Here is an 18,134-nt window from a genome sequence, read left to right as displayed (position 1 = left end):
CCACCTCGGTGTGGACTGCGGGGCCGGCGCCTCAGGGGGTCCCGGAGAAGAACGCCAGGCCCTGCTGCACGTTGTTGCGGTTGCCGGCGAAGGTGAAGTCGCCGCCGACCAGGAGCCCCGCGTCGGTGGCCGCGAAGGACCAGACGCCCATCGCGGTGTCGAAGTCGGGGGCGTCCGGCTGCAGCGTGCCCGTCGCGGAGTCGAAGACGAAGTAGCGCTGCTGGGCCACGTTCGGGCCACCCGGGTAGGCCTGGCAGCGGCCGCCGTTGCCGCGGTCACCGCCGTGGGTGCCGTAGTAGAAGTGGCCGTTGACCTCGAACCGGCCCTGCATGCCGCCGTTGCACAGGTTGCGCCAGATCAGCCCGGTGGGGTTGGTGGCACTGGACAGGTTCACCGCGTCCCACTGGTAGATGTAGTCGGGGCACACGTCCCCGCCGTACAGCCGCTGGCCGTCCGCGCTGAGGTAGAGCCGGTTGATCCACGGGCCGACGCTGCCGCACCCTTGGACGCCGCCGAGCTGCTTGGGCCCGAGGGCGCCGGTGGTGCCGCTCACGACGGCGAGGCCACCCGGGACGGTCGTGCCGTTGACCGTGGTGAACGGGCCACCCATGAAGACCGTCGACCCGTCGAGCGAGACCTCCATCCCCTGGACCATCCCGTTGGCCCGCAGCGCACCCGACGGGCCGCTGGTGTTGGCCACCCAGGCGGTGTCGACGGCACCGGTGGCCGCGTCGAGCTTGACCGCCCGGGCGCGGGCGACCTTGGACACCTTGGTGAACTTGCCACCCACCCAGAGCGAGCCCTGGGCGTAGGCGAGGGTGAGCGCGCCCTTGTTGAACGCCGGGTGGAACGCGGGGTCGACCAGGCCGGTCGCCGTGATGATGGAGGCGACGCTCGGCCGCGCCTGTCCCTGGACGGTGGTGAACTGGCCGGCGAGGTAGATCCGGCTGCCGTCGGTCGACGGCACCATGGCCTCCACGAACTCGTCGGTGTCGGCGTTGAACGAGCTGATGCCAGCACCCGTCTGCGCGTCGAGGGCAGCAATTCCCTTGCGCACCAAGCCGTTCACGCTCACCAGCTCACCGCCGACGAAGACCGGGCCACCAGCCGCACCAGCGGAGATCGCGAGCGGGCGGTCACTGGCCACGGGGTTCCAGCTGTTCAGCGCCCCGGTGTCGAGGCTGTATGCGGCCGCGTCGTGGCGCGGCTGCCCGCCGGACTTCCCGAAGCGGCCACCCACGTACAGCACCCCGGCGTCGACCGTCAGCGCCGAGACCTCCGGCGTGCACGGCACCATGCCGTGCGCGTACTTGGTGGAGTGGGGGGCGTTGCACTCGGTGAAGGCACCGTTCAGCGGTCCGACGACACCCGTGGGCGAGACCTCGGCGAGGTAGCCGCGCGCGGTCGTGCCGACGGTGGTGAAGAGACCACCGAGGTAGAGCTGGCCGGTCGGTCCCACCGCGAGCGCCTGCACCGAGGCGTTGGCGTTGGCCGTGAAGGTGCTGAGGGCGCCGTTGGACAGGGCGTAGGCGGCGACGCGCTGGCGCGTGGTCGAGGAGCCTCCCCCAGCAGCGGTCGTGAAGTCACCGGCGGCGACCAGCCGTGCGTTCGTGGTGTCCACGGCCAGGGCGCGGACCACGCCACCGGCGGAGCCGGCGAACGTCGTGTCGATGGCACCCGTCGCCTCGCTGACCCGGCCGAGCCGGGACCGGGTCGAGCCGCTCAGCGTGGTGAAGTCGCCGCCGACGTAGACCTTGCCGTCTGCAGAGGCGAGGGCGCGGACGGTGTTGTTGGCAGAGGCGTTCCAGGTGACCCGGGCACCGCTGACCGCGTCGACCTTGGCCAGCCGGGTGGCCGCCACCGCGTCGATGCCGGTGAACGTGCCGCCCAGCACCAGGCCGGTCGGGGTGAGCGCCAGCGCGTTGACGGTGCCGCCCTGGACCTTGGGTCCGAAGGTCGCGTCGACCGTGCCGTCGGCGAGCACGTGGGCGACGTTTCCCCTGACGCGGAAGCCGACCTTGGCGAAGTCGCCGCCGAGGTACCAGCCTCCCTTGCCGTCCTGCACCGCCGCGCGCACGACGCCGTCGATCTTCGGGAACGCCGGGAGCACGGTGCCGTCGGTGCGGTTGACGGCGACCCCGTGACCGGTGGTCGGGCCGGTGTAGTCGAAACCGCCGGCGAGGTAGACCCGGCCGCCGACGACCTTGATGTCGTTGACCCGGCCGTTGGTGGACCACCAACCGGGTGCCGGCGTGTAGGTCAGTGACGGCGGCGGGGCCGCGGCGGCCAGGGACGTCACGGCGGCGGGGCTGGACGCAGCGGCCGGCGCGACGGCGCCGGCCACGGTGAGGGCGGAGACCGCCAGGCCCACCACGAGCTGGTGCTTCTTCATCGGGATCCCTTCTGGAGGACGATGTCATCGGCACGGCTGGTCCCCTGGTGGGGGCCGTGGTGGCGCCCGGGCGAGCCCCGGCGCTTCGCGAGTGACCTGAGGTAGATCTGCTCGAGCTCGATGACGGCGGTGTCCCACGAGTAGTGCGACACCACCGCCGACCGGAGCTCGTCGGCCACGGGGTCGGGCGCACGGTCCGCCAGGAGCATCTGGCGCAGGGCCGTGGTCAGCGCCTCGAGGTCGTCCACCGGCACCGTCCGGTGCCGTGAGGACCCCTTCCCCACGACCTCGAGGTGCGGGGGGATGTCGGAGACCAGGACAGGGCTGTCGTAGGAGACCGCCTCCAGCAGCGTGAGCGGCAGGCCCTCGAGGGCCGACGGCTGCACGAAGACGCCTGCGTGCTGGTAGAGCGCCGCCAGGGTGGCGCCGTAGGCGAAGCCGGTGAAGACCACGCGCGGGTCGTCGGCTGCGAGGTCGCGCAGGTGCCGCGAGTAGTCGTCGGAGAACGAGGAGTCGCCCACGATCGCGAGCCGGTGGTCGCCCTCCACCTGCCGAAAAGCCTTGATCAGCAGGTCCGCCCGCTTCTCCGGCACGAGCCGGCCCACGCAGACGGCGTACCGGCCCGGCTGCAGGCCGAACGGCTCGAGGAGGTCGGCGCCCACCCGCGGGTGGGGCACGACGCCGTTGGGCACGTAGGTGGCCTCCAGGCCCGAGCGGCCGCGGTAGTGCTCCACCAGGTCGCGCGAGACCACGACGAGCTCGTCGGGCACCCGTCCGCTCATCCAGTGCGCGGCACCCAGGACCGCCTGCGCGGCGGTGCCCCACTTGGCCCGCTGGTGGTCGAGCCCGTGGACGGTCATCACCACCGAGGACCGCGACAGGAACCGCGGGATCGGCGCGAGCAGGCCCGGGCCGATGCCGTGGTAGTGCACGACGTCCGCCCCTGCCGACAGGGCCTTGCCCGTCGACGTGGCGCTGTGCACGATCGCGTCGAGGTGCTTGGTGCCGATCGTCGGCGCGGCGACCAGCTTCATGCCGCGGTGCTCCTCCACGACGACCTCGGAGTAGGTGCTGCGGCAGTAGACGGTCACGCGGTGCCCGCGCTCGACGAGGCGGGCGCCGATGTTCTCGACGTGGTGCTCGATACCCCCGAACGTGGCGGGGAGCCCCTTCTGGCCCACCATCGCGATGTGCAGCGGGGACCACGCGATGTGGTCCCCGCTGTCCACCGGGGCCTCGTTGCCCTGGCTGTTCATGTCACTCCTACATCGCGGGTTCGGAGATCATGCCGGCGGCGACGGTCCGGTTGGTGGCCTCGTCGACGAGGATGAACCCGCCGGTGGTCCGGTTGCGGCCGTAGGCGTCGCACATGAGTGGCTGGGTGGTGCGCAGCTGGATACGGCCGATGTCGTTGAGCCCCAACGTCTGCGCCTCCTCGTCACGGTGGAGGGTGTTGACGTCGAGCCGGTAGCTCAGGCCCTTGACGATGGTGCGTGCCGTCCGCGTCGTGTGCTTGATGTGGTACTTCCCACCGACCCGCAGCGGCGCCGTCTCGTCCATCCAGCAGACCATCGCGTCGATGTCCTGGGAGGCCGTCGGCATGTTGGTCGGGCGGCAGATCATGTCACCGCGCGAGACGTCGATGTCGTCCTCGAGCCGGACCGTGACGGACATCGGCGGGAACGCCTCGTCCACCTCGCCGTCGGCCGTCTCGACCGACTTGATCCGGCTGGTGAATCCGGAGGGCAGCACCATGACCTCGTCGCCCTTGCGCAGCACCCCACCGGCGACCTGGCCCGCGTAGCCGCGGTAGTCGTGCCAGTCGTCGGACTGCGGGCGGATGACGTACTGCACCGGGAAGCGCACGTCGATGAGGTTGCGGTCGCTGGCGACGTGCACGCTCTCGAGGTGGTGCAGAAGGCTGCCACCCTCGTACCAGGGCATGTTCGTCGACCTCGTCACGACGTTGTCGCCGGCGAGGGCGGACATCGGGATGATCGTCAGGTCCGGCACCCGCAGCTTGGCGGCGAACGCGGTGAAGTCGGCGTTGATCTCGTCGTAGACCTCCTGCGAGTAGTCGACGAGGTCCATCTTGTTGACGCACAGGACGATGTGCGGCACCTGCAGCAGGGTGGCGAGGAACGCGTGGCGCCGGCTCTGCTCCAGGACGCCCTTGCGGGCGTCGACGAGGACGAGGGCGAGGTCGGCCGTCGAGGCCCCGGTCACCATGTTGCGCGTGTACTGCACGTGGCCCGGGGTGTCGGCGATGATGAACTTCCGCTTGGGCGTGGCGAAGTAGCGGTAGGCGACGTCGATGGTGATGCCCTGCTCGCGCTCTGCGCGCAGGCCGTCGGTGAGCAGCGCGAGGTTGACGTGCTCGTCCCCGTGCTCGCGGCTCACCCGCTCCACGGCGTCGATCTGGTCGCTGAACACCGTCTTGGTGTCGTACAGCAGCCTGCCGATGAGGGTGCTCTTGCCGTCGTCCACCGACCCTGCAGTGGCGAATCTCAGGATGTCCATCTTAGAAATACCCCTCACGCTTGCGGTCCTCCATGGCTGCTTCGCTGAACTTGTCGTCGCCACGGGTGGCCCCGCGCTCGGTGATCCGCGTGGACGCCACGTCGGCGATGACCTTGTCGATGGTGTCGGCGTCCGAGAGGACCGCAGCGGTGAGGCTGGCGTCGCCGACGGTGCGGTAGCGCACCTTGGCCCGGAACACCTGCTCGTGGGGCTTGGGCGCCTTGTGCTCGTGGACGGCGTAGAGCATGCCCTGGCGCTCGAACACGTCGCGCTCATGCGCGTAGTAGATGGACGGCAGCTCGATCTGCTCGCGCTTGATGTAGTGCCAGATGTCGAGCTCGGTCCAGTTGGAGAGCGGGAAGACGCGGATGCTCTCCCCCGCGTGGATCCGGCTGTTGTAGAGGTTCCAGATCTCCGGTCGCTGGTTCTTGGGGTCCCACTGGCCGAAGTCGTCGCGGAAAGAGAAGATCCTCTCCTTGGCCCTGGCCTTGTCCTCGTCGCGCCGGGCGCCGCCGAAGATCGCGGTGAACTGGTGCTTGTCGAGCGCCTCGAGCAGGACCGGCGTCTGCACCCGGTTGCGGGTGCCGTCCGGGGGCAGGCACACCCGGCCGTTGTCGACGGCCTCCTGCACGCTGGCGACGATGAGCTGCAGGCTGAGCTCCTTGACGCGCTTGTCGCGGAAGGCCAGCACCTCCTCGAAGTTGTGGCCGGTGTCGACGTGCAGCACCGGGAACGGGATGCGCGCCGGGAAGAAGGCCTTCTGCGCCAGGCGCAGCATGACGATCGAGTCCTTGCCCCCCGAGAACAGCAGGACGGGCTGCTCGAACTCCGACACGACCTCACGCATGATGTGGATCGCCTCGGACTCGAGGATGTCGAGCTGGCTCAGCTGGTAGTCCGGGCCGGTGCTGGTGTTCACGTCAAGTTCCCCTCGTTGTTCAGCTCGCTGATGACGGTGAGCAGGTGGTCGGCCACCTCGGGCCGGCAGATCAGGAGGTCCGGCAGCAGCGGGTCCTCGCGGTTGTACTCGAGCGGCGACCCGTCGATCCGGCTCGTGTGCAGGCCCGCGGCCCGCGCCACCGCCACCGGGGCCGCGGAGTCCCACTCGTACTGGCCACCTGCGTGCACGTACGCGTCGACGGTGCCGTCGACGACGGCGGTGGCCTTGATGCCGGCCGAGCCCATGGGCACCAGCTCGGCGTCGAGGCGCTCGGCCAGCCGGGCCACGAAGGCCGGCGGGCGGCTGCGGCTCACAGCCAGGCGCAGCCGACCGGACGGCTGCACGCCGGGGCCCGGTGGCCCGGGCAGGTCGTCGGTGGCCAGGGTGCTTCCCCGAGCGGGACGCGCGACCGCACCGGCGACGAGGTCGCCTCGCTCCCAGAGGGCGACGTGCACGGCCCAGTCGTCGCGCGGCACCTCGCCGAACTCGCGGGTGCCGTCCAGCGGGTCGATGATCCAGACGCGCTCGGCGCGGAGGCGGACCGGGTCGTCCTTGCCCTCCTCGCTGAGCACCGCGTCGTCGGGCCGGGCGGCCGCCAGCTGGTCCATGAGGAACAGGTGCGACTGCCGGTCACCGTCGGCCTTGAGCTGCGCGGGGTCGACCCCGTCGTCGGCGCGGCTGCGCAGGGCCAGCAGGACCTCACCGGCGGCGTCGGCCAGGGCCCTCGCGAGCCGGTGGTCGTCGAGCGCGGCCAGCGCGGTCACGCCGTGGTCGGTCAGTGCGGTCATCAGTAGGCCCCTTGTCCCTTGAGGACGGCTCGGAGGGTGCGGGTCAGGATCTGCAGGTCGAGCACGAGCGACCAGTTGTCGACGTACCAGAGGTCCAGGCGCAGCGACTCGTCCCACGGCAGGTCGCTGCGGCCGCTGACCTGCCACAGCCCCGTCAGCCCGGGCTGGACGTGGAGCCGGCGGGCCGCGTCGGGCTCGTAGCGGGCCACCTCCTCCGGCAGCGGTGGCCGCGGGCCCACCAGCGACATCTCGCCGCGCAGGACGTTGACGAGCTGGGGCGCCTCGTCGACGGAGAACCGCCGCAGGACGCGACCGACGCGGGTGACCCTGGGGTCGCGGCGCATCTTGAAGAGGATGTCGTTGCCCGCATCGGCGCCCTGGAAGGCGAGCAGTTCGGCCCGCTTCTTCTCGGCGTCGGTGCACATCGTGCGGAACTTGAGCATGTTGAACGTCCTGCCCTTCGCCCCGACCCGGGTCTGGCGGAAGATCACCGGCCCCGGGGAGTCCCACCGGATGAGGAGGGCGATGGCGAGGGTCAGCGGGAAGGTCAGCAGGAGGAACGCGCTCGCCGCGCAGACGTCGACCACCCGCTTGCACGCCCGGCGGGCCCCGGACATCGCCGGCCGCTCGACGTGCAGCAGCGGCATACCCGCTGTCGGGCGGATGCTCAGGCGGGGACCGGCCACCTCGAACAGGCCGGGGGCGATGACGAGGTCGACCTTGCGCTCCTCGAGGCTCCAGGCGAGGCGGCGCAGGCCGGCGCCACTCAGCTCCGGGTCGCTGGAGACCGCCACGACCTCCGCCTCCAGCAGCGAGATGGCCTCCATCGCCTCCTCGGGGTAGCCGAAGACCGGCACACCCTCGACGAGGCTGCTGCGGTCGGTGCCGGTGACGATGCCGGAGACGCAGGCCCCGACGACCTCCATCCCGGCGCCCTGTGCGCGGCGCAGCTGGCGGATCATCGGGCCCACGGTGCGGACGTCACCGATCACCAGCGTCCGTGCCGTGTCCCGCCCGGCCATGCGCCGTGCCAGGAGCCGTCGCCGCAGGAGGTGGCGCGCCGAGAGGCCGAGCAGGAGCAGGGCGGGCGTCACGGTGACCACGAGACCGCGGGTGAACTCGGCCTGCAACATCCACGACAGCCCGGCGGCTGTACCGACCAGTCCCAGTGCCGCCCGCACCACGGCGCGGTACTCGTTGGCGGTGGTGCCGAGGTAGCGCCGCTCGTAGCCGTGGGCCAGCAGCACCGCCAGCACGTAGAGCAGGGGCAGGGCGAGGGTGACGAGCACGCGTGTCTCGACCGAGGACCGGGTCACGGGCACGAGGGAGCCGATCACCCCGGCCACCAGGGCAGCCACGGCGTCGACGGCGATGGCGTGGCGGGTGTAGCTCACGTGCCACGGACGCCGCGCACCCTCGGTGCCGATCCCGGCCACCGAGTCCAGGGCGGACTCCGGCACCGGGTCCTGCGTCGACTCGTCCCTTGACTCGAGCCCCGAGTCGAGCCCCGAGTCCAGCTCTGGCTCGAGCCCTGCCTCGAGCCCCGGCTCCAGTCCTGGCTCGAGCCCCGACTGGAGCTCCGACCCACTGGCCACGCCTTCGGCCGGCGCCTCGACCGCCGACGGCTCCTGCGCGGAGCGGGCGGTCTCAGCCTGCGGCGAAGGAACTCCGTCCGACCCTGCAAGATCCGTCATGTCGCTCCCCTGTGCTGCGCTGGTCCCCCACCGTTCGGCTTGCGTTCACCGTCCGGTTGACCGAAATGCTTTCAGCGCAGGGGATGCGACAGGTACAGGAGGAGAGGGAGGTCAGGACAGGACACGCGGACTACGTCCTGCGTCGTAGACCACTCATGTCTTCGGCCTAGACACGGTCGGCGGAGAGCACAGCGCTGCAGGTGAGGGCCTCGAGCGGGGCTCCTGGCCGCGCCGGAGGGAGCTGTCGGCCGCGTCAGACGGGGCTGTGGAAGCGCTGCTGCGCGGCGAGCAGCCCGTGGGTGACGACCATCTCGGCGGCGTCGGCGGCGTCACCGAGCAGGAACGGCAGCTCCTTGCGCTCGGTCGCGGAGAAGTCGCGCAGCACGAAGTCGGCTGCGTCCATGCGGCCCGGGGGCCGGCCGATGCCGACCCGCACCCGGATGTAGTCCTTGGTGCCGAGCGAGGAGCTGATCGACCGCAGGCCGTTGTGGCCGCCCTCGCCGCCGCCCTGCTTGAGGCGGACGTCGCCGGCCGGGATGTCGAGCTCGTCGTGGACCACGACGAGGTGGTCGGGCTCGACGGAGAAGAACGACATCAGCGCCTTGACGGGTCCGCCGGACTCGTTCATGTACGAGAGCGGCACGCCGAGCACGGCCCGGGGCCCGGGTGCGCCGCCCGGCAGCGTGCCGATCCGCATCGTGGCGGCCAGCGCCCGCGCCTTGTGGGTGGTCAGCGACGTCGAGCCGCGCGAGGCGAGCTCGTCGACGACCATGGCGCCGACGTTGTGGCGGTTCCCGGCGTACTTGGGACCGGGGTTGCCCAGCCCGACGACCAGCCAGGTTCCGTCTGCACTCACGGGCGGCAAGTATGCCGGAAGGCCGGGTCCGTCGTGGACCCGGCCTTCCGGTGTGGAGCAGTGGTGCGGTGCGTGGTGGCTCAGGCCTCCGCGGACTCGCCCTCGGCAGCCTCGGTGGACTCCGCGGCCTCGCCGCCCTCGGCAGCCTCCTCGGACTCCTCGCGCTCGATACCGGCCTCTTCCTCGGCCTCGGCGAGCTCGGACTCCAGCTCCTCCTGCGAGATCTGCTGGGTGACGTTGACGACGAGGGTCTCCTCGTCGACGACCAGCGCGGCGCCGCGGGGCAGCTCGACGTCGGACGCCTTGATCTGGGTGCCGGCCTCGAGGCCCTCGACGGAGACGACGAGGTTCTCGGGGATGTGGGTGGCCTCGACCTCGAGCTGCAGGGTCTGGGCGTCGAGGGTGACGACCGTCTCGGGGGCGGCCTCGCCCTCGAGGTGCACGGGCACGTCCACGGTGACCTTCTCGCCCTTGCGGACGATGACGAGGTCGACGTGCTCGATGACCGGCTTGATCGGGTCGCGCTGGACGTCCTTGGCCAGGGCCAGCTGCTCGTCACCGTCGACGACGATGGTGAGCAGGGCGTTGGCGGTCTTGAGCGCCATCATGGTGTCGTGGCCGGGCAGCGTGATGTGCACGGGCTCGGCGCCGTGGCCGTACATGACGGCGGGGATCTTGTGGTCGCGGCGGATCTTGCGCGCGGCACCCTTGCCGAACTGGGTGCGCTTCTCGGCGACGAGCTTGAGGTCGTGGTCAGACACGGGGGACTCCTGTGGGAACTCGAGGATGCGGTGGGCCTCGACGCGGGGCGCAGCACGGAGACCACACCGCGTCGAATCACGGACTCGTCGGCCTGCGCCGTACGGTGTCCCTCGCCGAGGCAACCCCGAGAGTCTAGGCGACGCCCGAGGGCAGAGGGAAATCCGCCTCGTCCGCCGCGGCGGTCGCCCTGTCGGCGCGCTCGCGCCGGAGCTCCCCGAGCCGTACGGCGACGACGCCGGCCACGATGCCGACACCTCCGAGCAGCTGCACGAGGCCGGGCAGCTCCCCGAGGAGCAGCCACGCGAAGAGCACCGCGAACAGGACCTCGGTGAGGCCCACGAACGAGGCGACCGTCGAGCCCAGGACCCGCGCAGCGGTCACGCCCAGCAGGTATGCCGCCGCGGCGGCCACGAGCGCGAGCTCGCCGACCGCGGCCCACCAGGGTGCCTGGCCACCCAGCAGCGTGACGTCGGTGGCGACGAAGTGCATGGGCAGCACGTGCACCAGACCGAGGACGGCGAGCACGACGGCCCCGGCGCCCATGCCGAGCCCGGCCAGCGCGACCGGCGGCAGGTGGCTGTCCTCAGCGGCGAGCACGAAGAAGGTGGCCAGGCCCGCGGCGGCGACCAGTCCCCAGGCGACGCCGACCAGGTCCGGCCGGACGGCACCACCGAGGTCGAGCACCAGCACGAGCCCCACGAGGGCGAGCACGATGCCGAGCCCCGTGAGCGCGCTCGGCGCGCGGCGGGTGCGCACCCACACGACGAGCACGACGAGCACCACCCCGAGGTACTCGAGCAGCAGGGCGACCCCGACGTCGAGCCGCTGCACGGCGTAGAAGTAGGCGACCTGGCACCCGGCGACGGCCACGGCGCCGTACGCGAGGACGGTGGCGAGGTGCTCGCGGACCAGGGACCAGCGACCCCGCAGGGCGAGCACCGCCGGCACGGCGAGCACGAGGCTGGCGCCGGTGACGCGCAGCAGGACGATGGCGCCCGAGCTCCAGCCCTCGACGAGCAGCGACTTGGCGAAGGGGCCGCTGCTGCCGAAGGTCGCCGCCGAGGCCAGCGCCAACCAGAGGCCGAACCCCTTGGACCGTGTCACCATGGCCGCCCTCGTCCTTCTTCCGGGGGCCGTCGCCGCAGCTGGCGCCCCAAGCGCTCGTCATGAGTCAAACGTCTTATACTCATGACGCTAGCGACCTACCTCGTCAGGAGTCAAGATGCTGTTCGCCCATGACACCGAGACAGCGCTGCGCGGCATGGCGGCACTGGTCAACACCGCCGCCACCCTGCCCACCGACACCGACGACCTGGCGACCGCCGACGACCTCGACACGTTCGCGTGCGAGTGGCAGTGGACGGGCTCCCGGGCGCACGACGAGGCCGAGCTCGACGCCGTACGGGCGCTGCGGCCCCGGCTGCGCGAGCTCTGGACCGCCGACACCGACCGCGCCGTGGAGGTGGTCAACACCCTGCTGGCCGAGGCCCGCGCACTCCCCCAGCTCGTGCGGCACGACGAGTGGTCCTGGCACCTGCACGCCACGCCGCCGGAGGCACCCCTGGCGACGCGGATGGCGGTGGAGGCCGCGATGGCGATGGTGGACGTCATCCGGGCCGACGAGCTCGGACGGCTCGGCGTCTGCGCCGCCGAGGACTGCGAGGACGTCGTGGTCGACCTGTCGAAGAACCGCTCGAAGCGCTACTGCGACGGGGGCTGCGGCAACCGCACCAACGTGGCCGCCTACCGCGCCCGCAAGGCCGCCACGGCCTGAGGCGTCCTCGCCTCAGGCGTGGCCGTCCCTGTGCTCAGGCGTGGCCGTCCCTGTGCTCAGGCGTGGCCGTCGAACAGGCTCGTCACCGAGCCGTCCTCGAAGACCTCCTGGATCGCCCGGCTGATGAGCGGAGCGATCGACAGCGTCGTCAGCTTGTCGAAGTCGTGCGCCTCGTCGATCGGCAGCGTGTTGGTGACGATGACCTCGCTGGCCGTGCACGCCTTGAGCCGGTCGATCGCGGGTCCCGAGAGGATCGCGTGGGTCGCGGCGATGACCACCCCGGCGGCTCCGTCGGCCATGAGCGCGTCGGCGGCCTTGGTGATGGTGCCGGCCGTGTCGATCATGTCGTCGACCAGCACGCAGATGCGGCCCTCGACCTCACCGACGACGCGGTTGGCGACGGTCTCGTTGGGCCGGTTGATGTCTCGGGTCTTGTGGATGAACGCCAGCGGTGCACCGCCGAGCCGCTCGGACCACTGCTCGGCGACCTTGATCCGGCCGGCGTCCGGCGAGACGACCGCGAGCTGCTCGTGGCCGTACTTCTCGCGCACGTACTCCGACAGGATCGGCAGCGCCATGAGGTGGTCGACCGGGCCGTCGAAGAAGCCCTGGATCTGCGCGGTGTGCAGGTCGACGGCCATGAGGCGGTTGGCCCCGGCGGTCTTGAACAGGTCGGCCATCAGGCGGGCCGAGATCGGCTCGCGACCGCGGTGCTTCTTGTCCTGGCGGGCGTAGCCGTAGAAGGGCAGCACCACGGTGATGCGCTTGGCCGAGGCGCGCTTGAGCGCGTCGATCATGATGAGCTGCTCCATGATCGCCTCGTTGAGCGGGGCGGTGTGGCTCTGGATGACGAAGGCGTCCGACCCGCGCACCGACTCCTCGTAGCGCACGTAGATCTCGCCGTTGGCGAAGTCGTAGGCGCTGGTCGGCACGAGCTCGGTCTTGAGCATCGCGGCGACCTCCTGCGCGAGCTCCGGGTGCGCGCGACCCGAGAAGACCATGAGGTTCTTCTCGGTGGTCTTGAGGATGCCGGTCACGCCTGGCCCTGCCCTTCGGTGGAGTCTTCGGTGTGGCGCGGGGCCGCGGCGGCGGCCTCGGCGGTCTTCGTGCCGGCGCGGGCCCTGGCGACCCAGCCGTCGATGTTGCGCTGGCGGCCGCGGGCCACCGCGATCTGGCCGGGCTCCACGTCCTCGGTCACCGCCGAGCCGGCGCCGACGTAGGCCCCGTCGGCCACGGTGACGGGTGCGACGAGCACCGAGTTGGAACCGACGAAGCTGTGCTTGCCGACGGTGGTGTGGTGCTTGGCGACGCCGTCGTAGTTGGCGAAGATCGTGCCGGCGCCGATGTTGGCGCCCTCGCCGATGGTGACGTCGCCGGCGTACGTGAGGTGCGGGACCTTCGCGCCGTCGGCGATCTTGGCGTTCTTGGTCTCGACGAAGCCGCCGACCTTGCCCTTCGCACCGAGCTCGGTGCCGGGTCGCAGGTAGCTGAACGGCCCGACCGTCGCACCGGCGCCGATGACGGCCAGCAGCGCCTCGGTGCGCTTGACCTCGGCCCCGTCACCCACCTCGGTGTCGGTGAGGGTCGTGTCCGGGCCGATCACGGCCTCGGCGCCCACCGTCGTCGCGCCCAGGAGCTGGGTGCCGGGCAGGATCGTGGTGTCGCGGCCGAGGGTGACGTCGGAGTCGATCCACGTGGTGTCGGGGTCGACGATGGTCACGCCCTCGCGCATCCAGCGCTCGGTGGTGCGGCGGTTGAGCTCCTTGCCGAGGCGGGCGAGCTGCACGCGGTCGTTGACGCCCTCGGTCTGCCAGAGGTCGTCGACGACGTGGGCGCTGACGTGTCCGCCGGCCTCGCGGGCGATGGCCAGCACGTCGGTGAGGTACTTCTCGCCCTGGGCGTTGTCGGTGCCGACCTCGTCGAGCGCGGTGCGCAGGACCGAGGCGTCGAAGGCGTAGATGCCGGAGTTGATCTCGGTGATGGCGCGCTGCTCGTCGCTGGCGTCCTTCTGCTCCACGATGCCCGCCACACCACCGTCGGCGTCGCGCAGGATCCTGCCGTACCCGGTCGGGTCGTCGAGGTGGGCGGTGATGACGGTGACCGCGCTGCTGCTGCGCACGTGCTCGTCGAGCAGGGCGAGCAGGGTGTCGCCGGCGAGCAGGGGCACGTCGCCGTACGTCACCAGCACGGTGCCCTCGAGCTCGGGGAGCACCGCGAGCGCGCACTCGGTGGCGCGGCCGGTGCCCTTGACGTCGTCCTGGTCGGCGATGACGGCGCCGGAGTCGACCTCGGCCACGTGGGCGGCGACGAGGTCGCGCTCGTGGCGCACGACGACGGCGAGGTGCTCGGGGCCGGCGGCCCGGGCAGCGGCGATGGCGTGGCCGACGAGGGTCCGTCCGCCGATCCGGTGCAGGACCTTGGGGGTGGAGGACTTCATCCGGGTGCCCTCACCAGCGGCGAGGACGATGACGGCGGCGAGTCCGGGAGTGCCGTGGGGGGCGTTCACGCGCGAGGGCTCCAGAGATCTGGTCGGGTGCGGCGGTCGGCTCATGCTACCCGCCGGTCGCGGGTGCCCCGACGCTCGCCGTCGCGGGCCGCCCGAGCCGTTCAGGGAGCCGTCAGCGTCACCTTCGAGGACAGCGGGCCGCTGCCGACGGCGTTGACGGCCTTGACCTGGTAGACGCCGGTGGACCCCGGCGTGAGCGTCGTGTCCGTGTAGGTCGTGGGCCCGGTCGGCGTCGCCGAGAGGGTGACGAGTCGCACCGAGTCGCGCAGGACGACGTACTTGGTGATGGGCGAGCCGCCGTCCGCGGGGATCGTCCACGTGAGCACCGGCGCCCCCGTCGGGTCGATGCTGCCCGACATCTGGCACTCCCCCGGCCCCCCGGCCTGGGACACCGCGCTCGCCTCGGCCGAGGCCGGCCCCTCGCCCACCGCGTTGACCGCCGTGACGACGTACCAGTACGTCTGGCCCGCGGTGCTGGTCGGGACGTCGACCGTCGTGCCCGTCGTCGTCGCGACGGGGGTGGCGAGGTCCTCACCACCGGCGGTCGTGCCGCGGTAGACGCGGTACTGCGTGATCGAGGTGCCGCCGGTGCTCGCCGGGGGCGACCAGCTCACGTTGACCGACCCGGGTGCCGCGGCTGCCGTCACTCCCGTCGGCGCACCGGGGGCGGTGAGGACCACAGCCTGGTGCGGGTTGGCGACGACCTCTGGTGAGGTCGGACTGGTCCCCAGCGCGTTGGTCGCGACGAGCACGTAGTAGTAGGTGGTCCCGTTGGTCACGGCGAGGTCGTCGTAGGCCAGCGTCGTCTTCGACAGGCTGGCCAGAGGTGTCTTGGTGAGGTTCTCCCCGCCGGGGGTCGTGGCCCGGTACAGGCGGTACTTCGTCAGCGCCGACCCTCCGTCGCTCGACGGCGGCGACCACGACAGGTGGACCACCGCGTCACCCCCGGCGGCGACCACCCCGGCCGGCGCCTGCGGCGCGGTCTGGGCCGCGGAGTCGATGAACATGGCGAAGTGCGGCTGGGGCGTCCCCGAGACCGAGCTGAAGTCGCCGCCGATGTAGACGCGGGTCGCGTCCGAGGCCATGGCCCAGACACCCTGGCTGCTGTTGATGTTGGGGGCGAAGGCGGTCAGGGCACCCGTCGCCGGGGTCACCGCTGCGAGCTTCTGGCGCGCCTGCCCCGCGAAGGAGCCGGTGCCGCTGAAGTGGCCGCCGCAGTACAGCAGGCCGCCGGAGAGGCGCACCGACTGCAGGTTGCCGTTGCTGCGGTCGCTCCACGCCAGGGCACCCGTGGTGGCGCTCATGGCCGTGCACGCCCCGCCGCTGCCGCCGACGGCCGAGTAGAGGCGCGTGCCGTCGGAGACGAGGTCGTAGACCGGCGAGTAGGTCTTCTGGTTGTTCGCCACGGCCTTGAAGGTCGGGTCGAGCGCACCGGTCCCCGCCTGCGCCACGGCCGCGATCTTGTTGGTCGAGGCGCGCCCCGAGACCGTCGTGAAGTCGCCGCCGACGAAGAGGCGGCCGGTGCCGTCCACGGCAGGCGTGACGCTGCGTACCCGGTCGTTGGGGGTGGGGACCCAGCTGCCGGCCACCGCTCCGGTCACCCCGTCGACCTTGGCGAGGTAGGGGCGCGAGGTGGCCGACGTGCCGGCGACCGTGCTCGTGATGCCCGCGAAGTTGCCCCCTGCGAACACCGCACCGCCGGCATAGGTGAGCGAGTCGACCTGCCCGGGGGCCACGATCGCCGGCGCCCACCCCAGGAGCTGCCCGCCGGCGTTCAGGTCGAGCGCGGCCAGCCCCTTGCGGACCTCACCGTTGACCGTGCCGAAGGTGCCGCCGAGGTACACGGTGCTCGTGCCGTCGGTGGCCAGGCTCGTCACCGTGTTGTTGGCGGACCCGGCGAAGGTCAGGTCGGCGGCACCAGTACTGGCGGAGAAGACGGCGATGTTCTTGGCCGGGTAGAGCTTGCCCGCCGGGTCGATGACGCTGTCGAACGTGCCCGCCACCACGATCCGGTCGCCCACCGGCAGGATCGCGAGGACCCGCGGGCTCCCGTCCGTGGCCGCGGTCGGGCCGGCCGGACCCACGCCCCAGGTGCGCGCCGGGGTGTCCAGCAGGGCGGCCTCAGCACTGGTGGACGCCACCAGCCCCTGCGCGACCACGAGCAGGCCCATGACCACCCCGGCAGCCAGGTGCCGCATCCTTGACGACGTCGTCGACCTCATGTCCGGCACCTCTCGAGAACCCGCGTGTGGGCACCATTCGACTCCTGGAGCCGGGCCACCGGTCCAGACCTCCGTGGGAGCGCGGACTACACCAGGTGGTGGAGGTGGCGGCACGTACCCGGTCGGCTCACACCCGGTCGGCTCACACCCGGGTGGCTCACACCCAGGGCGGCCGCGGCCAGGCCGCCGACTGGTGGCGACTGCCCTCCGCCGACGCCCACGAGACCCGCCTGGCGCGCAGCTGCTCGGCGACGGCGCGCTGACGGGCGAGCAGCTGGGCGACCTCGGGGTTGACCCTGCGGTTCCCCTCGGGGCTGATCCAGAACGGCGTCGCCCGCAGCTCGTCCTCGACCAGCGTCAGCTGCCCCAGGAGCTCGCGGACGGTGAGGTTCTTCAGCGGCGCCCGCTCGACGGGCTGGTGCGGTGTCGTCCCGTCGGCGGCGCGTTCGGGCGCGGGGTGCGCGGGCGTGTCACGCGGGGTGGAGTGGGTCGTGCTCATGGCTGCTCCCGGTCACCCGAGTAGCTACCCAGCCGACTGCCCCCGGGCCAGAGCAGTCGCGCTGGCCGCACACTGCTCGACGGCACTTCCCATCCTGAGAAGCCGCAGCCGCCCCGTCAAGGGTCTCGGCGAAGTGATGGTGTCGGGCGCCGGCTCGCTCGGCTCCCCGGGTAGGAATCGAACCTACGTCGCTTGTCCTGATTCAAAGATCGCTCCGGCCCCGATTCTGGGTTCCGGTTGTCTTTGATTCGTGCTCAGGAGAACGGATTTCATTCCGCCGGGGTCCGCCGTCGGAGACCCGTTGGTTAGCAAATCTGTTAGCAAGGACGCCCTGCGGTAGACCAGGGAGAGCCACCGACCCATAGCGGAGCAAGTAGGCAGGCCGGAGAGACTGTCGGGCCCTCTGCTGCACCCAAGGTGGTGCGGGGCACACGGAGTGTGCACTTGGACCGGGCTGGGAGCGAGGGCTTGACCGGCTCGGAGCGCGTGCCGGATGCTGCCGCGCCGGGTCGGCGGCTCGGAGGAAGCCAAAGATGTACGTCTCGACCGCCCTCCGCCCTATCCTCGGAGAATGGGGACCGGGCAGGCGGCAGCGGGGCCGCAGCTGGTCACAGCCGGGTGCCGGCTTGCGGCGGCAACGTTGATCTGCACTGAGGCTTTCTTCCTTGCCTCGTGCTCGTCCGTCCCATCGGGCGAACCGGATCCGCTGACCGCCACGACCAGCGTGAGTGGTTCCGTGCCTGCTGCTCCGCTAGCTGCTCGCATGGCGGCGGGCACCCACAGCGAGGGGTGGACCCTGATTGGAATGGATGCTGACGGGCGCAGACTGTTCATCGATTATGCGCTCGGCGACCCGTGCTCCGAGAGTGCTGGGGTAGTCGTGGAGGAGTCAGCGAAGACGGTGACCCTGACGGCGACGACGCGAGTGGTCAAGGGCGGCAGCAACTGTCAGTCCAGCCTGCGGACTGCCCAGGGCTATGTCGACTTGAAGACGCCACTGGGCTCAAGGACGTTGCTGCACGCATCTGCGCAGCGGACGCCCGATGGATCCTTCCCCTAGGTGGCAGCCATTCCTTGAGTGCGGTTCTGAATTCTCTTCGAACGTCGGCGATGCCACTGGAAATGCCGGGGTGCGGTGGGGTGCGCGAGGACGGCGCGCCAGCGCCGCCCGCAGCGCGGGG

At 71.4% G+C, this 18,134-nt stretch carries 14 protein-coding genes; 1 reads left to right on the top strand and 13 read right to left on the bottom strand.

The genetic code is table 11. The features are described from left to right. Nucleotides 1-31: 31 nt before the first annotated feature. The 9 genes from AB4Z02_RS13365 to AB4Z02_RS13325 all read right to left on the bottom strand — a co-directional run bounded on the left by AB4Z02_RS13365 (nucleotide 32) and on the right by AB4Z02_RS13325 (nucleotide 11,059). The gene (locus AB4Z02_RS13365) at nucleotides 32-2,392 is read right to left on the bottom strand and encodes a delta-60 repeat domain-containing protein (RefSeq protein ID WP_441971498.1); all 2,361 of its coding nucleotides are present in this window, start codon (nucleotides 2,390-2,392) and stop codon (nucleotides 32-34) included. Continuing rightward, nucleotides 2,389-3,648, bottom strand: coding sequence for a glycosyltransferase family 4 protein (locus tag AB4Z02_RS13360; RefSeq protein ID WP_441971497.1), 1,260 nt, complete (start codon nucleotides 3,646-3,648; stop codon nucleotides 2,389-2,391). The genes AB4Z02_RS13365 and AB4Z02_RS13360 overlap by 4 nt, the downstream gene beginning before the upstream one ends. A 7-nt stretch (nucleotides 3,649-3,655) precedes the next feature. Beyond that, on the bottom strand, nucleotides 3,656-4,912 hold the full coding sequence (gene cysN / locus AB4Z02_RS13355) for a sulfate adenylyltransferase subunit CysN (protein WP_056881851.1): 1,257 nt from the start codon (nucleotides 4,910-4,912) through the stop codon (nucleotides 3,656-3,658). A gap of 1 nt (nucleotide 4,913) precedes the next feature. Beyond that, nucleotides 4,914-5,831, bottom strand: coding sequence for a sulfate adenylyltransferase subunit CysD (gene cysD, locus AB4Z02_RS13350; RefSeq protein WP_056881852.1), 918 nt, complete (start codon nucleotides 5,829-5,831; stop codon nucleotides 4,914-4,916). Beyond that, complete coding sequence (locus AB4Z02_RS13345; protein ID WP_056881853.1) at nucleotides 5,828-6,640, bottom strand: 3'(2'),5'-bisphosphate nucleotidase CysQ; 813 nt, start codon at nucleotides 6,638-6,640, stop codon at nucleotides 5,828-5,830. The genes cysD and AB4Z02_RS13345 overlap by 4 nt, the downstream gene beginning before the upstream one ends. Then, entirely contained in the window at nucleotides 6,640-8,334 is a 1,695-nt protein-coding gene (locus AB4Z02_RS13340; protein WP_441971495.1) for a sugar transferase, read from the bottom strand. Before AB4Z02_RS13340 ends, AB4Z02_RS13345 begins: the two co-directional genes overlap by 1 nt. Nucleotides 8,335-8,587: 253 nt before the next feature. Beyond that, a complete protein-coding gene (gene pth / locus AB4Z02_RS13335) occupies nucleotides 8,588-9,190 on the bottom strand; it encodes an aminoacyl-tRNA hydrolase (RefSeq protein WP_441971493.1) in 603 nt (200 codons plus the stop codon). Between the two features lie 80 nt (nucleotides 9,191-9,270). Then, the gene (locus tag AB4Z02_RS13330) at nucleotides 9,271-9,951 is read right to left on the bottom strand and encodes a 50S ribosomal protein L25/general stress protein Ctc (protein ID WP_441971492.1); all 681 of its coding nucleotides are present in this window, start codon (nucleotides 9,949-9,951) and stop codon (nucleotides 9,271-9,273) included. Nucleotides 9,952-10,084: 133 nt separating this feature from the next. After that, on the bottom strand, nucleotides 10,085-11,059 hold the full coding sequence (locus tag AB4Z02_RS13325; protein WP_441971490.1) for an EamA family transporter: 975 nt from the start codon (nucleotides 11,057-11,059) through the stop codon (nucleotides 10,085-10,087). Between the two features lie 115 nt (nucleotides 11,060-11,174). Between AB4Z02_RS13325 and AB4Z02_RS13320 the strand changes: the two genes are divergently transcribed. Beyond that, nucleotides 11,175-11,726, top strand: a complete 552-nt coding sequence (locus AB4Z02_RS13320) for a CGNR zinc finger domain-containing protein (protein ID WP_441971488.1) — start codon at nucleotides 11,175-11,177, stop codon at nucleotides 11,724-11,726. Nucleotides 11,727-11,782: 56 nt separating this feature from the next. On the opposite strand, the gene AB4Z02_RS13315 is transcribed toward AB4Z02_RS13320, so the two are convergent. The 4 genes from AB4Z02_RS13315 to AB4Z02_RS13300 all read right to left on the bottom strand — a co-directional run bounded on the left by AB4Z02_RS13315 (nucleotide 11,783) and on the right by AB4Z02_RS13300 (nucleotide 16,953). After that, nucleotides 11,783-12,763, bottom strand: coding sequence for a ribose-phosphate diphosphokinase (locus tag AB4Z02_RS13315; RefSeq protein ID WP_056881859.1), 981 nt, complete (start codon nucleotides 12,761-12,763; stop codon nucleotides 11,783-11,785). Then, a complete protein-coding gene (gene glmU / locus AB4Z02_RS13310) occupies nucleotides 12,760-14,277 on the bottom strand; it encodes a bifunctional UDP-N-acetylglucosamine diphosphorylase/glucosamine-1-phosphate N-acetyltransferase GlmU (RefSeq protein WP_441971486.1) in 1,518 nt (505 codons plus the stop codon). The genes AB4Z02_RS13315 and glmU overlap by 4 nt, the downstream gene beginning before the upstream one ends. Nucleotides 14,278-14,333: 56 nt before the next feature. Beyond that, a complete protein-coding gene (locus AB4Z02_RS13305) occupies nucleotides 14,334-16,454 on the bottom strand; it encodes a fibronectin type III domain-containing protein (protein WP_441971484.1) in 2,121 nt (706 codons plus the stop codon). 157 nt (nucleotides 16,455-16,611) lie between these two features. Continuing rightward, nucleotides 16,612-16,953 (bottom strand): hypothetical protein, encoded by a 342-nt coding sequence (locus tag AB4Z02_RS13300; RefSeq protein WP_056881861.1) that lies wholly within the window; start codon nucleotides 16,951-16,953, stop codon nucleotides 16,612-16,614. Nucleotides 16,954-18,134 lie beyond the last annotated feature (1,181 nt).

The sequence above is a fragment of the Pedococcus sp. 2YAF34 genome (assembly GCF_052114585.1).
Taxonomy (GTDB): Bacteria; Actinomycetota; Actinomycetes; order Actinomycetales; family Dermatophilaceae; genus Pedococcus.
This window is presented reverse-complemented; position numbering and strand designations above follow the sequence as displayed.

Excerpts from the sequence above, each read along its gene's own strand:
- AB4Z02_RS13365 (WP_441971498.1), bottom strand. The coding sequence starts at position 2,392 with ATGAAGAAGCACCAGCTCGTGGTGGGCCTGGCGGTCTCCGCCCTCACC.
- AB4Z02_RS13360 (WP_441971497.1), bottom strand. The coding sequence starts at position 3,648 with ATGAACAGCCAGGGCAACGAGGCCCCGGTGGACAGCGGGGACCACATC.
- cysN (WP_056881851.1), bottom strand. The coding sequence starts at position 4,912 with ATGGACATCCTGAGATTCGCCACTGCAGGGTCGGTGGACGACGGCAAG.
- AB4Z02_RS13345 (WP_056881853.1), bottom strand. The coding sequence starts at position 6,640 with ATGACCGCACTGACCGACCACGGCGTGACCGCGCTGGCCGCGCTCGAC.
- AB4Z02_RS13340 (WP_441971495.1), bottom strand. The coding sequence starts at position 8,334 with ATGACGGATCTTGCAGGGTCGGACGGAGTTCCTTCGCCGCAGGCTGAG.
- AB4Z02_RS13325 (WP_441971490.1), bottom strand. The coding sequence starts at position 11,059 with ATGGTGACACGGTCCAAGGGGTTCGGCCTCTGGTTGGCGCTGGCCTCG.
- AB4Z02_RS13320 (WP_441971488.1), top strand. The coding sequence starts at position 11,175 with ATGCTGTTCGCCCATGACACCGAGACAGCGCTGCGCGGCATGGCGGCA.
- glmU (WP_441971486.1), bottom strand. The coding sequence starts at position 14,277 with ATGAGCCGACCGCCGCACCCGACCAGATCTCTGGAGCCCTCGCGCGTG.
- AB4Z02_RS13305 (WP_441971484.1), bottom strand. The coding sequence starts at position 16,454 with ATGAGGTCGACGACGTCGTCAAGGATGCGGCACCTGGCTGCCGGGGTG.
- AB4Z02_RS13300 (WP_056881861.1), bottom strand. The coding sequence starts at position 16,953 with ATGAGCACGACCCACTCCACCCCGCGTGACACGCCCGCGCACCCCGCG.